General features: G+C 57.8%; 10 protein-coding genes. 2 read left to right on the top strand and 8 right to left on the bottom strand.

Features of this window, described 5'->3' with window-relative positions:
* Positions 1-2: 2 nt before the first annotated feature.
* Positions 3-1,844, bottom strand: coding sequence for a protein-disulfide reductase DsbD (dsbD, locus tag ABIE60_RS03775; protein WP_354467882.1), 1,842 nt, complete (start codon positions 1,842-1,844; stop codon positions 3-5).
* A 217-nt stretch (positions 1,845-2,061) separates the two neighbouring features.
* Between dsbD and ABIE60_RS03780 the strand changes: the two genes are divergently transcribed.
* Positions 2,062-3,129: a 3-deoxy-7-phosphoheptulonate synthase gene (locus ABIE60_RS03780; protein ID WP_354467884.1), complete on the top strand. Its 1,068-nt coding sequence runs from the start codon at positions 2,062-2,064 to the stop codon at positions 3,127-3,129.
* An 18-nt stretch (positions 3,130-3,147) separates the two neighbouring features.
* Here the strand turns inward: ABIE60_RS03780 and ABIE60_RS03785 are convergent, their stop codons facing one another.
* The 7 genes from ABIE60_RS03785 to ABIE60_RS03815 all read right to left on the bottom strand — a co-directional run bounded on the left by ABIE60_RS03785 (position 3,148) and on the right by ABIE60_RS03815 (position 12,560).
* Positions 3,148-4,506, bottom strand: coding sequence for a diguanylate cyclase domain-containing protein (locus ABIE60_RS03785; RefSeq protein ID WP_354467886.1), 1,359 nt, complete (start codon positions 4,504-4,506; stop codon positions 3,148-3,150).
* Positions 4,507-4,653: 147 nt separating this feature from the next.
* Entirely contained in the window at positions 4,654-5,832 is a 1,179-nt protein-coding gene (gene prpF / locus ABIE60_RS03790; protein WP_354467887.1) for a 2-methylaconitate cis-trans isomerase PrpF, read from the bottom strand.
* Positions 5,833-6,065: 233 nt separating this feature from the next.
* Entirely contained in the window at positions 6,066-8,678 is a 2,613-nt protein-coding gene (gene acnD, locus ABIE60_RS03795; protein ID WP_354467888.1) for a Fe/S-dependent 2-methylisocitrate dehydratase AcnD, read from the bottom strand.
* A 90-nt stretch (positions 8,679-8,768) separates the two neighbouring features.
* Positions 8,769-9,899, bottom strand: coding sequence for a bifunctional 2-methylcitrate synthase/citrate synthase (gene prpC, locus ABIE60_RS03800; protein ID WP_354467889.1), 1,131 nt, complete (start codon positions 9,897-9,899; stop codon positions 8,769-8,771).
* Positions 9,900-9,954: 55 nt separating this feature from the next.
* The gene (gene prpB, locus ABIE60_RS03805; protein WP_354467890.1) at positions 9,955-10,848 is read right to left on the bottom strand and encodes a methylisocitrate lyase; all 894 of its coding nucleotides are present in this window, start codon (positions 10,846-10,848) and stop codon (positions 9,955-9,957) included.
* Positions 10,841-11,563: a GntR family transcriptional regulator gene (locus ABIE60_RS03810; RefSeq protein ID WP_206841446.1), complete on the bottom strand. Its 723-nt coding sequence runs from the start codon at positions 11,561-11,563 to the stop codon at positions 10,841-10,843. Before ABIE60_RS03810 ends, prpB begins: the two co-directional genes overlap by 8 nt.
* A 130-nt stretch (positions 11,564-11,693) precedes the next feature.
* A complete protein-coding gene (locus ABIE60_RS03815) occupies positions 11,694-12,560 on the bottom strand; it encodes an alpha/beta fold hydrolase (protein ID WP_354467891.1) in 867 nt (288 codons plus the stop codon).
* 106 nt (positions 12,561-12,666) lie between these two features.
* Between ABIE60_RS03815 and pabB the strand changes: the two genes are divergently transcribed.
* The gene (gene pabB / locus ABIE60_RS03820) at positions 12,667-14,046 is read left to right on the top strand and encodes an aminodeoxychorismate synthase component I (protein ID WP_354467892.1); all 1,380 of its coding nucleotides are present in this window, start codon (positions 12,667-12,669) and stop codon (positions 14,044-14,046) included.
* Positions 14,047-14,052 lie beyond the last annotated feature (6 nt).

The raw sequence follows: 14,052 nt of genomic DNA on the forward strand, positions 1-14,052 counted from the left end.
TCTCAGAATTTTACCCGACCGGTCTGAGCGATGAAATCTTCAGGATCGATCACACCAATTAAAGTCAGCTCGGGTCGCACCTCACCACTGGCATCGTAAAAAACCAGTGCCGGCGGACCGATAATGCTGAATCGCCTGTACAGGGCACGGGCCTCGTCATTGTGAGCGGTCAGATCCAGCTTGATCAGTCGGAACGGGGTCAATGCCTGCTGCACACCCGCATCACTGAAGGTGACATATTCCAGCTCGATACAGGCGATGCACCAGTCCGCATAGAAATCCAGCATCACCGGTTCGCCATTGGTCTGAGCCTGCTGCAGAATCGCATCCAGCTCAGACTCGGTTTTGATTGTGGTGAACGGCAGCTCAGCCCGCTGCTGCGCCTGAGCCCCGCCGCCGACAATCCCCTGCAGTGGATACAGCAGACTGCGATTACCCGCCAGGACTCCGATCAGCAGCGCAGCGCCGTATACCAGCAGGATCAGCCCCACCCCTTTCCAGAATCGATGCCAGCCATTGCCATGTTCCGGCAGCCTGTCCAGAGCCCTCAGATAAACCGCACTGACGACCAGAATCAGACCGGCCAACAACATAGTTACTTCGGTGGCAACCACCCGATCCAGCATCCAGACCGCCATCAGCAGCAGCACGACGCCAAAGCCGGCCTTGACGCTTTCCATCCAGACACCGGCCTTGGGAAGCAGTTTGCCGGCTGATGCCCCCACCAGCAGCAAAGGTACGCCCATACCCATCGACAGCGCGAACAGTGCAGCACCACCCAATACAGGATCACCGCTCTGGCCAATATAGATCAACGCACCGGCCAGCGGGGCCGCCATGCAGGGACCGACGATCAACGCTGACAACAGGCCCATCACGGCCACCCCCGTAAGGGTGCCGCCCTTCTGGCGATGACTCACCGTACTGACACGGCTCTGCAGTGCCGAGGGCAGCTGCAGTTCATAAAAACCGAACATCGACAGGGCCAGCAACACAAAAACAGCACTGAAGCTGCCGATAATCCATGGACTCTGCAGGCTTGCCTGCAGGTTGGCACCGAACAGGCCCGCCAGCACACCGGCCAGGGTGTAGGTCAAGGCCATTGCCAGCACATAAACCAGCGACAGCATAAAGGCCCGCAGGGCGCTGACCTGGTGCCCCTGCCCCGCGATAATGCCGGACAGTATCGGAATCATCGGCAAGACACAGGGCGTAAACGACAGAGCCAGACCGGCAAGGAAAAAGGCACCGAGCATAAGGAACCAGTTGCCACTGGCCAGTAGGCCCGCGAACTGGTCCTGCTCACTGACAAAGGGCTGTTCCGCCTGGGCGAGGGCAGGCGCAGATGCCGCAGTTGACGGTTCAGCCCAGGCAAGACCCGCTGCAGCCGGCAATTTGCTCACATCCAGCTGCTCGGTTACGGGCGGATAACAGACGCCGCCTTCCCAACACCCCTGATAGGTGACATTGAGCGTACCCGCATCAGACTCACCCGCCTGATGGCCCAGCAACAAATCAACCCGTGCCGTGTTGTGATAGACCTCTACCCGCCCAAACAGCGGGTCCTCTTTCATTTCGCCACTCACATCGCGCCGGTCGACCAGTTGCAGATGATCAGGCAGTCCGATCTCGATCTTGTCACGATAGAGGTAATAGTCCGGCTGTACGTCCCACACCAGCTTGATTTCACCTGCACTGCCCAGCTCGCTGCGCAGCTGAAATGCCTGCTCGACCGGCAGTGGTTCGTTGCTGGATGTGCCAAAGCTGAAAGCGCTGGCAGCCGATGGCAGCGCCAGCAGCAAGGTCAAAAGCAGATGCAGGGATTTTGACAGAGCGGGATACAAGGCTGAATTCCTTTATCGGTCAATGAGATGTGAACTGTGACTCTGACAGGGTCTGAACGTTCATCGTAAAAAAGCCAGTTTATCACTGACACCTGAACAAGTGAGTACAACTACAACCTAAAGGCACTTATAACCACTGCAGCGATATGGTAAAACTAGCTGAGATCGGCGCCGGGCGCCGTATTTTCAGCATTCCAGCCGCTGTCAGGACTTAACGATGACCGATACACGTGTAGAAGACCTTAATATTGAATCCAACACCCCTCTGGTAACGCCGGAAGAGCTCAAGGCTCGCCTGCCCCTGACGGAAACCGCGGCTGCCAGCGTGATGCAGGGCCGCCAGGTAATCAAGGACATCCTCGATCGCAAGGACAATCGCCTGTTTATGGTTGTTGGCCCCTGCTCGATCCATGATCCTGAAGCAGCCCTGGAGTATGGCCGCCGTCTCAAGGTGCTGGCCGAAGAGGTCAAGGACACACTGTATCTGGTCATGCGTGTCTACTTTGAGAAACCACGCACCACGGTGGGCTGGAAAGGCCTGATCAACGACCCGCACATGAACGACTCCTTTGATATCGAAGAAGGACTCCATATCGGTCGCAAGCTGCTGCTGGATCTGGCTGAAATGGGCCTGCCGCTGGCAACAGAAGCACTGGACCCCAACAGCCCTCAGTACATGCAGGACTTGATCAGCTGGTCCGCCATTGGCGCTCGCACCACTGAATCTCAGACCCACCGCGAGATGTCATCCGGTCTCTCCTGTGCCGTGGGGTTCAAGAACGGTACCGATGGCGGTCTGGACGTGGCGGTAAATGCCATGAAGTCCGTCAGCCATCCCCACAGCTTCCTCGGCATGAATGGAGACGGCCAGGTATCGATCGTGCGCACCCGTGGCAACCGTTATGGGCATGTTGTACTGCGCGGCGGCGACGGCAAGCCCAACTATGATTCTGTCAGCGTAAAACTGTGTGAGCAGGCGCTGGAAAAAGCCGGGCAGAAAGCCAACATCATGATCGACTGCAGTCATGCCAACTCCAGCAAGGACCCAGCACTGCAACCACTGGTGGCAGAAAACGTGGCCAACCAGATCCTGGAAGGCAACGGCTCCATTGTCGGTCTGATGATTGAAAGCAACCTGGAGTGGGGCAATCAGTCCATCCCTCAGGACCTGTCGGAGCTGAAGTACGGCGTATCCGTTACCGATGCCTGCATCGACTGGAAAACCACCGAAGACTGCCTGCGAGCCATGAACGAAAAACTCAAGCCGGTTCTGAGCCAGCGCTGAGACCCCTCCCCGCCAGAGTTAGCTCTGGCGGGTTCTTTTTTCCTGTTTACGCTCATACATCCGGCTGTCAGCCAGATTGATCACCGCTTCCACACTGTCCACATCCTGCGGAAATACCGCGCAGCCCACGCTGGCCGAGATCTGTAACGTGTGCCCTTCAATCATGAATGGCCGGTCCATCATCGCCTCAAGCTTCGATGCGATAGCCGCTACATCACCGGCATTGACCCCCGGCTGAAGCAAAATGAATTCATCGCCCCCGTTGCGAGCCAGCGTATCCGACTGCCGGACACTTTGGCTCAACCGGTTGGCCGCTTCGATCAGCAGCTGGTCACCCACATGGTGGCCGAAACGGTCATTCACCTGCTTGAACCGGTTCAGGTCGACAAAGAAAAGTGCAAACCCCTGCCCTGTGCGTGCGTGCAATTGAGCAAGATACTCTGCACGCCCCAGCAGCAACCGTCGATTGGCCAGACCTGTAAGCGGGTCAGAGACTGACTGTTTGTGGGCAAAGCGGTAAAGCCTGAACAGCAGCAGGAACAGACCTCCCAGCACTATGATAAGCAGCCAGGCCGCCAGGCGAATAAAGATCACCGGAGTGGGAGCGCCGGGACTTGAGCGGGCCGCCATAACCCAGCTGCCGTTGGGAAAATGAACAGTCATTTCAACCACTGGCTCGTTGAACACGTCGGCCTTGCCGAAAAACACATCGCCATCGGCGCCGCGTCCATCCCGGCCTCTGATGGCGATCTCGAAATGCTTCACTGTTGCGCTGACTCTGGCCTGCTCAAGCAACCGCGGGAAGTCGATCACAATTGAGGCCTGCCCCCAGTAGTAGCGCTCGCCCCCTTCGCTGTAATAGATCGGACTGCGGGCCACAATGCCCACCCCACCCTGTTTAAGCTCAATAGGGCCTGCAAGTGCCATTTTGCCGCTGGCAATGGTTCTTTCCACGGCGGGCCACTGATCCGGAGTGGTGCGATAGTCCAGCCCCAGAGCCTGCTCATTGCCTTTCAGCGGGTAGACAAAACGCATCACGTTATCAGGCGCAAGGCCGATATTGCGCACCAGTGGGGATTCATGCGCAACCTCTGCCGCCAGTTCACGCCAGCGATCAGGGTCATAGGCGGGCTGAACAGCCACGTAGCTGATCAGCCCTCGGGAGAGATAGAGTACTGAATTGATTTCGCTTTCCAGCTGTGCCCGCATTTGTGCCAGTGTAGCGGTGGCTTCGATGGTTCTGACCTGAGCAACACGCTGCTCAGCCATGCGTACCACGTATTCAGTTGCCACAAAACCAGCAAGTGCCAGCAGTAGCATAGCCAGAACGACAAGCCGAGACGAGATGGGCTTGTGGGAGCGATGAAAGCGAGGCATAACCTGTCCATGTATAACCAGTACAGTTCCGATTGTACGTGAATCAACCAGCCACTGTCTTGCTTAAGCGCAGATTCAGCTTACAACAAAACGCCCGCTCGATTACCGGCGGGCGCTTGTAGCGTAAACGTCAGGTCCGAGGCCTGTTCAGAAGGTATCGCCCGGAATGCGAACCCAGCCTTCCATCAGCACACGAGCGCTGCGACTCATGACCGCTTTTTTCGCGGTCCACTCACCGTTAACCTCTTCAGCTGCAGCCCCCACACGCAAAGTGCCGGACGGATGGCCGAAGGTGACCGCTTCACGGGCACCACCACCGGCCGCCAGATTGACCAGCGTACCCGGCACAGCCGCAGCCGTGGCGATCGCGACAGACGCCGTACCCATCATGGCATGGTGCAGTTTGCCCATGGACAGCGCACGTACGCAAACATCAATATCACTGACCTTGATCTGCTTGCCGCTGGAAGCCTCGTAATCAGTAGCTGGTGCAACAAACGCGATCTTCGGCGTATGCTGACGTGCCACCGCTTCCTCGATATCCTTTATCAGGCCCATTTTTACCGCACCATAGGCACGCATGGTTTCAAACCGTGCCAGTGCTTCGGCATCGGAGTTGATATCCTTTTGCAGCTCCGTACCGGTGTAACCGATATCGGCCGCGTTGACAAAGATGGTCGGAATACCGGCGTTGATCATGGTCGCCTTGAAGGTCCCCACACCCGGCACTTCAAGCTCATCCACCAGGTTGCCGGTGGGGAACATGGAGCCTTCGCCATCAGCGGGGTCCATGAACTCGATCACCACCTCGGCTGCCGGGAAGGTCACGCCATCCAGCTCAAAATCACCGGTTTCCTGTACCTCACCGTTGGTGATCGGCACATGGGCGATGATGGTCTTGCCGATATTTTTCTGCCAGATGCGCACGGTGCAGATGCCGTTTTCCGGCACGCGCTCAGGGTCGACCAGCCCCTTGCTGATGGCAAAGGCGCCGACGGCAGCGGTCAGGTTGCCGCAGTTGCCGGACCAGTCCACAAACGCCTTGTTGATCGCCACCTGACCGAACAGGTAATCCACATCGTGATCGGGCTGTTCACTTTTGGCCAGAATAACGGTTTTGGAGGTACTGGAGGTCGCACCACCCATACCGTCAATCTGCTGACCATAGGGGTCGGGGCTGCCAATTACGCGCTGCAGGATCTTGTCACGAGCTTCACCCGGGACCTGCGCGGCCTCAGGCAGATCAGTAAGATTGAAGAATACACCTTTGGAGGTGCCGCCACGGATATAGGTGGCCGGTATTTTAATCTGGGGAACACTGGACATTGAGATGCTCCAAAAATAGTCGGTTGCCGGACTTGGGAGTGCTGTCGAGCGACGAGAACGAGTGGCGGGGTGTGGCTGCAACGGACCGTGTGGCGCCAGGGATGGCGCCATCGAGCCCCCCATGGATGGGTTTACGGCGTGTCCGTTGCAGTTACATCCCGGCACGGATTCAACATCGAGTCCGGGAAATGCCCGGGCCATAAACATGACCCGGGCGTTTACAGAGTCCGGAATCAGGCAGCGCCTTCCGCTTCCAGGAACTCCTTGGCGAAACGCTGCAGCACACCACCGGCGTTGTAGGTTTCCACCTCCGCCGCTGTATCCAGGCGGCACGTAACCGGCACTTCAACGCGCTCACCACTGAGGCGGTTGATCACCAGCGTCAGGTTTGCACCCGCTGCAATATCACCCTTCACATCGTAGGTTTCGGTACCGTCAATGTCATAGGTGTGGCGAGTCTCGCCTTCCTTGAACTGCAGTGGCAGAACGCCCATGCCGATCAGGTTGGTGCGGTGGATGCGCTCGAAGCCCTCGGCCACGATCACTTCCACGCCGGCCAGGCGTACACCCTTGGCGGCCCAGTCGCGGGAGGAACCCTGACCGTAATCGGCGCCGGCCACAATGATCAGCGGCTGCTTGCGATCCATATAGGTTTCAATCGCTTCCCACATCCGCATGACCTTGCCTTCCGGCTCGACACGCGCCAGCGATCCCTGCTTGACCTCACCGTCGACAATGGCCATCTCGTTGATCAGCTTCGGGTTGGCGAAGGTCGCACGCTGCGCCGTCAGGTGGTCACCACGGTGCGTTGCGTAAGAGTTGAAGTCCTCCTCCGGCACTCCCATCTTGTGCAGGTACTCACCGGCCGCACTGTCCATCATGATGGCGTTGGAGGGCGACAGGTGGTCGGTGGTGATGTTGTCGGGCAACACCGCCAACGGACGCATACCGGTCAGAGAGCGCTCACCGGCCAGTGCACCTTCCCAGTACGGCGGGCGGCGGATATAGGTTGACATTGGACGCCAGTCATACAGCGGGCTCTCGGCCTCTTCCACCTGACCCAGGTCAAACATCGGGATGTAGATCTGCTTGAACTGCTCCGGCTTGACGCTGGTTTTCACCAGTGCATCAATCTCTTCATCAGACGGCCAGATATCCTTCAGCGTAACCGGGTTACCATCCTTGTCCGTGCCCAGTACATCCTTCTCGATGTCAAAGCGCACCGTACCGGCGATGGCGTAGGCCACAACCAGTGGCGGCGATGCCAGGAACGCCTGCTTGGCGTACGGGTGGATGCGGCCGTCAAAGTTGCGGTTGCCGGACAGAACAGCGGTGGCGTACAGATCGCGGTCGATGATCTCCTGCTGGATCTGCGGATCCAGTGCACCGGACATGCCGTTACAGGTGGTGCAGGCGTAGGCCACGATACCGAAGCCCAGCTTTTCCAGTTCCGACAGCAGACCGGCTTCTTCCAGATACAGGCGCGCCACCTTGGAACCCGGTGCGAAGGAAGACTTGACCCAGGGCTTGCGGATCAGACCCAGCTCGTTGGCTTTTTTCGCCAACAGACCGGCCGCCACCACGTTGCGCGGGTTGGAGGTGTTGGTGCATGAAGTGATCGCAGCGATGATCACGGCGCCGTCCGGCAGCTTGCCTTCGGCTTCTTCAGCGCGAGCAGCCGCCAGCATGCCTTCGTCGGCGATGCCACGGTCATGCAATGCACTGGTCGGCAGACGACGGTGCGGGTTGGACGGTCCTGCCATGTTGCGCACAACAGAGGACAGATCGAACTCCAGCACACGCTCATACTGTGCCGTTTCAAGTGCATCAGCCCAAAGGCCGGTTTCTTTGGCGTACTGCTCAACCAACGCTACTTGCTCCGGCTCACGGCCGGTCAGCTTCAGATAATCGATGGTCTGCTCGTCGATGTAGAACATCGCCGCCGTGGCACCGTACTCCGGTGTCATGTTTGAAATGGTGGCGCGGTCACCGATGGTCAGCGTAGAAGCACCTTCACCAAAGAACTCCAGGTACGCACCCACGACACGCTCCTGGCGCAGGAACTCAGTCAGCGCCAGTACGATATCGGTAGCGGTGATGCCCGGCTGACGCTTGCCAACCAGCTTGACACCCACGATGTCCGGCAGGCGCATCATGGAGGGGTGACCCAGCATCACGGTTTCAGCTTCAAGGCCGCCGACGCCGATGGCGATGACGCCCAGAGCATCCACATGCGGGGTGTGAGAGTCGGTACCGACACAGGTATCCGGGAAGGCAACACCTTCACGGGCCTGAATCACCGGGGACATCTTTTCCAGGTTGATCTGGTGCATGATGCCGTTACCGGCCGGGATCACATCCACGTTCTTGAATGCGGTTTTGGTCCATTCGATGAAGTGGAAGCGGTCTTCGTTGCGGCGGTCTTCGATGGCGCGGTTCTTCTCGAACGCGTCCGGATCGAAGCCGGCAGCCTCAACGGCCAGCGAGTGGTCAACGATCAACTGGGTCGGTACAACCGGGTTGACCTTGGCAGGATCACCGCCCTTCTCGGCAATGGCATCACGCAGACCGGCCAGATCAACCAGTGCGGTCTGACCCAGAATGTCGTGGCAGACCACGCGTGCCGGATACCAGGGAAAATCCAGGTCGCGCTTGCGCTCGATCAGCTGCTTCAGAGAGTCGGTCAGCGCTTCGGGCTCACAGCGGCGTACCAGCTGTTCGGCCAGTACACGCGAGGTATATGGCAGAGTGGCGTAAGCACCGGGCGCAATGGCATCGACCGCCGCGCGGGTGTCGAAATAGTCCAGACCGGTGCCCGCAAGTGATTTACGGTATTGAGTGTTCATATGACTGGTGTCCATCGATGTATTCAGGGGCATATGGCAGCGGCTGCGGACGCAGACCGCTGCAACCAGGGGCGATCAGACAGTCCCGACTCAGGGACGGTCTTCGATCGCAACCCATTCGGCCGACTCGGGACCTGTGTAGTCAGCGGACGGACGGATGATGCGGTTGTTGGCACGCTGCTCCATCACATGGGCTGTCCAGCCTGCCACACGCGAGCAGACAAAGATCGGCGTGAACAGTTCGGTCGGAATGCCCATAAAGTGGTAGGCAGACGCATGGAAGAAGTCAGCGTTACAGAACAGCTTCTTCTCGCGCCACATGACCGCTTCAACACGTTCTGAAACCGGATACAGTACGGTGTCACCCACCTGCTCGGCCAGTTTCTTCGACCATTCCTTGATGATGGCGTTACGCGGATCGGAGTCGCGATAGATCGCGTGGCCGAAGCCCATGATCTTGTCCTTGCGCGCCAGCATGCCCATGATCGCGTCTTCCGCTTCATCGGCAGAGGTCCAATTCTCGATCATCGCCATGGCGGCTTCGTTTGCACCACCGTGCAGCGGGCCACGCAGAGAGCCGATAGCCGCAGTCACACAGCTGTGAATATCGGACAGGGTTGAAGCGCATACGCGAGCGGTAAAGGTGGACGCGTTAAACTCATGCTCAGCGTAGAGGATCAGGGATGCATGCATCACCTTGACATGCAGAGGCTCGGGCTTCTTGTCGTGCAGAGTCCAGAGGAAGTGTTCGCCAATGGAGTCGGCGTCGGTCTCGGTGTTGATACGCTTGCCGTGGTGCGCAAAGTTGTACCAGTAGTTGATGATCGACGGGAAGGCGGCCAGCATGCGGTCGATATGATCGTGCTGCTCGGAGAAATCCTGCTCGGTTTCCAGATTCCCCAACATTGAACAACCGGTGCGCATCACATCCATCGGGTGCGCATCCTTCGGAATCTGTTCCAGCACGGTTTTCAGGGCCTCAGGCAGGCCTCGCATGCCTTTCAGTTTTGCCTTGTAGCCGTCCAGCTCTGCCTGATTCGGCAGCTTGCCGTACAGCAGCAGATAGGCCACTTCTTCAAACTGGGCCTTGTCAGCCAGTTCCTTGATGTCATAGCCACGATAGGTCAGGCCTGCACCACTTTTACCGACGGTACACAGAGCGGTTTCACCAGCGGACTGTCCACGCAGACCGGCACCGCCGAGTTTCTTTGCTTCTGCCATCTGTCTCTCCTTCAATCTGTTGTCGGGAGGTCAGACCTCCCGATACCCGTGATTCTTATTTGTTTTTGCCTTCTTTGAACAGCGCATCCAGCTTCTGTTCGAAGTCGTGGTAGTTGAGGAAATCGTACAGTTCCATGCGCGTCTGCATGGTGTCGACAACCGCTTTCTGGTCGCCATCTTTCAGCAGATGTTCGTAAACATTGAGCGCAGCCTTGTTGGCGGCACGGAACGCTGACAGCGGATACAGCACCATGGTGGCACCGGCTTCACCCAGCTCTTTCTTGTTGAACAGCGGCGTGGCACCAAACTCGGTGATATTCGCCAGCAAGTGAGAACCGTTGATGCCGTTGGAGAAGGCGCGGTAGTCATCCAGCGTGTGCACGGCTTCGGCAAAGATCGCATCCGCACCGGCTTCCAGACAGGCCTGGGCACGCTCAACGGCAGCGTTTAGCCCTTCCATCTGGAACGCATCGGTCCGAGCCATGATGAAGAAGCTATCATCGGTACGGGCATCAACGGCGGCCTTGACGCGATCAACCATCTCTTCAAGGGATACGATCTCCTTGTTGGGACGGTGGCCACAGCGCTTCTGCGCAACCTGATCTTCGATATGAACGGCCGCAGCGCCACCCTTGATCATCTCTTTTACGGTACGGGCGATGTTGAATGCGCCACCCCAGCCGGTATCGATATCCACCATCAGTGGTGTATCGACGGCACTGGTGATGCGACATACATCTTCCAGCACATCATTCATGGAGGTCATGCCCAGGTCAGGCAGGCCGTAAGAAGCGTTGGCAACACCACCACCGGACAGGTAGATCGCCTGGTGTCCCACTCGTGTAGCCATCATTGCATTGTAAGCGTTGACGGTACCAACGATCTGCAGCGGCTGGTTCTCAGCCAGCGCTTTACGGAAGCGCGCACCCGCAGTCATTTTCTCAGCCATGTTTATCCCCTTCAGGTTTGGTCACTGTATCCAGTTTGTCTTCGATGTTGCGGCGCGCGGCACTGATATGACGACGCATCAGCATCTCGGCCAGCTCCTCATCTCGTGCCTCGATCGCATCGATAATCTGACGATGCTCCTTGAGGGCACGCTTGGGGCGCGAGCTGGACACACTGAATTGATAACGGTACATACGTACCAGGTGGTACAGGTCGTCGCCCAGAAGCTCCAGCAGTTTGGAGTTCTTGCTGCCCTGTACAATTCGGTAATGGAAGTCGAGATCACCCTCCTTCTGGAAGTAGGAGCGGCCTTCGCGCTGCTCAATGGAGGCTTCATGCTCATCCAGCAGGCGCTTCAGGCTCTCAATCTCGGCATCGGTCATGTTTTTGGCGGCCTGTCGGCATGCCATGCCTTCCAGCGCTTCGCGAACGCGGTAAATCTCGATCAACTCGTGCGCACTCAGCTTAACCACCCGAGCCCCTACATGCGCCTTGCGCTCAACCAGGCGCCAGCCTTCAAGGCGGCGAATGGCTTCGCGCAACGGGCCGCGGCTGATACCATAGGTTCTGGCCAGCTCTGGCTCGCTGATCTTGTGACCGGGCGGAATTTCACCCTTCACAATGGCCGTCACGATCTGGCGGCACACTCGGTCAGCCAGCGTACGGGCTTCCGGTTCAAGCGGTACCACTTTCGGATACCCGATTTCTTCACTCACGTCAGCTACAACCCCTGATCAAGATTGTCGACAATATTTTCAGAAGCAACGATACCCATGCCAAAAAGGGGCGTCAACCTGATCTGGCTGAAAAATTGTCAACATCAGACAAAAGTCTAGGGGCTTTCCCTCAGCGTTCGCGCAGGTAGCGTTCCAGTTCCGCATTCATAATGCGGGCGATCTGCCGTGGCTTCTGGAATGGCAGTGAGTGATCGGTTCCAGGCACCATAAAGTAGTGCCAATTGGGCATCTGTTCAGCCAGAGTCAAATGCAGCTGATGCATCAGCTCCACACTCAACCCTCCGATAAAGCTGCTCACATCCCCCTGAGACGCCAGCAACGCATCGCGGTCGATACTGTTGATGGCGGCCGTCACGGCGTCCAGTGCATGAGCAAAGCCCAGCGGCCGACGCGCCAATCGGCTGACCGCAACCGATTCGGTCTGCACACTTGCCTTGCGGTTCGGTGAAATGGTGTCGAGGAACTGACGTATCCCCTGCTCTCGGTCATCAGAGCGCAGATGCACGGCCGCGCTTGAATAGCGCTGTCGCAACTCAATGGTGCTGACCCAGTCGGGCCGATCCAGCACAGCCGACTCCAGTAAAAACTGTTTGCCGACACGATCAGGGTAGCGCTGCTTGAGCAGCATGCTCACGAGTCCGCCAAGGGAGTAGCCTCCCAGATCGAGCTGTTGCCACTCAAGCTGGTCGAGCAGTGCAGCCATGTCACTGACCAAAGTCTGCACGCTGAAGGGATGCTCCCGCCCATCCGGGAATTCACTTTGCCCCGCGCCGCGCAGATCCGGCACCAGGATCTCCTGCCAGTGTTCAAGAAAGGCGGTCAGCATGTGCCAGGTATCTTCACCTGCCACACCCGCACCATGGATCAACAGCAGTTTGCGACCATTGTTCAGGGCTGGATTGCGGTACAGACGGTAATGAAGATGCTGATCCGGCAGTACCAGCTGATGTTCACTGATGACGAAGGGGTGTTTCATGCTCAACTCCTGACTACACGATTAAGCAATTATACCCATGTGTGGCAACGGACTCGCCCCCTGCCAGGGACAGGAGTAAAATGGGCCTTTTGCGTGAGGAGCAAGGGTGATTCAATATCAGCCGCTACCCTATCCGCTGGATGCACACCGGGTCTTCGAGATCATGCGTGATCTTGGCGAACCTGTCCTGCTTGACAGTTCACACCCCGTCGCTCACTGCGGGCGCTACGATATCATTTCGGCCGCTCCCGACCTTGTAGTCCGCTTTGGCCCCGAGGGCCTGGAGATCAATCGAAACGATATCGCCCTCGACACCAAGGGTGACGATCCCTTTGCCTGCCTTGAGCAGCTGCTTGCAGAGATTGAAGTATCCGCAACAGATCCGGATATACCGTTCAATGGCGGCTTTATCGGCACCTTCAGCTACGATCTGGGACGCGCGCTTGAGCAGCTGCCCAGCAAGGCCCAGGCTGATATCAATTTCCCATGGCTGCGGGTCGGGCGTTATCTCTGGGCTGTTATCATTGACCATCAGTTGCAGCGCAGCTGCCTTATGCACCACCCCAAAGTGAACGAAACCAGCCTGCAACAGGTCCAGCAGCGGCTCGGACACGAGCTCACGACGAACAGCGTCCGGCAGGCACGCCCGTTTGTACTCACAACTGCGTTTGTCAGCAATATGGACCGTGCCACCTATGGTCAGGCACTGAATCGGATTGATGACTACATCCATGCGGGTGACTGCTATCAGATCAACTTCACCCAGCGCTTTTCCGCCTCCTGCAGCGGTGATCCCTGGCAGGCCTTCCGCGCGCTGCGCAGCATTGCCCCCACACCATTTGCCGCATTCATTGAATCCGATGACGGCACGATACTGTCTCTCTCGCCTGAACGATTTATTGAAGTCTCCAGCGATGGTGCAGTTGAGACACGCCCCATAAAGGGCACACGACCGCGCGGCGCCACCATGGAAGAAGATCAGCGCCTGGCGCAACAGCTGTTGCAGTCGGCAAAGGATCGCGCTGAAAACCTGATGATCGTGGATCTGCTGCGCAACGATCTGAGCAAGAGCTGCCTGCCCGGCAGCGTGAACGTGCCCGAGCTGTTCAGTATTGAGCACTATCCGAATGTGCACCATATGGTCAGCAGTGTTTGCGGTATATTGCGCCCCGGGGTAACTCCAGTTCAGCTGCTGAGAGACTGTTTTCCGGGTGGCTCGATTACCGGCGCACCCAAGATTCGCGCCATGGAGATTATCGATGAGCTGGAACCTCAGCGTCGCTCCATCTACTGCGGCTCAATCGGTTACATCAGCGCCTGCGGCAAAATGGATACCAGCATCACCATTCGGACGCTACTGGTACAGAAAGACAGCGTGCACTGCTGGGCGGGAGGTGGAATTGTCGCCGATTCGGACATCGACGACGAATATCAGGAGTGCTACAACAAGGTCAACAACCTGCTCCAGACCCTGGAGCAGCTTTGAGCCTTT

The sequence above is a fragment of the Marinobacterium sp. MBR-109 genome (assembly GCF_040547565.1).
GTDB lineage: Bacteria > Pseudomonadota > Gammaproteobacteria > Pseudomonadales > Balneatricaceae > Marinobacterium.

Coding starts and splice junctions, on each gene's coding strand:
- prpB (WP_354467890.1), bottom strand. CDS start 10,848: ATGGCTGAGAAAATGACTGCGGGTGCGCGCTTCCGTAAAGCGCTGGCT.
- ABIE60_RS03815 (WP_354467891.1), bottom strand. CDS start 12,560: ATGAAACACCCCTTCGTCATCAGTGAACATCAGCTGGTACTGCCGGAT.
- prpF (WP_354467887.1), bottom strand. CDS start 5,832: ATGTCCAGTGTTCCCCAGATTAAAATACCGGCCACCTATATCCGTGGC.
- ABIE60_RS03785 (WP_354467886.1), bottom strand. CDS start 4,506: ATGCCTCGCTTTCATCGCTCCCACAAGCCCATCTCGTCTCGGCTTGTC.
- ABIE60_RS03780 (WP_354467884.1), top strand. CDS start 2,062: ATGACCGATACACGTGTAGAAGACCTTAATATTGAATCCAACACCCCT.
- acnD (WP_354467888.1), bottom strand. CDS start 8,678: ATGAACACTCAATACCGTAAATCACTTGCGGGCACCGGTCTGGACTAT.
- prpC (WP_354467889.1), bottom strand. CDS start 9,899: ATGGCAGAAGCAAAGAAACTCGGCGGTGCCGGTCTGCGTGGACAGTCC.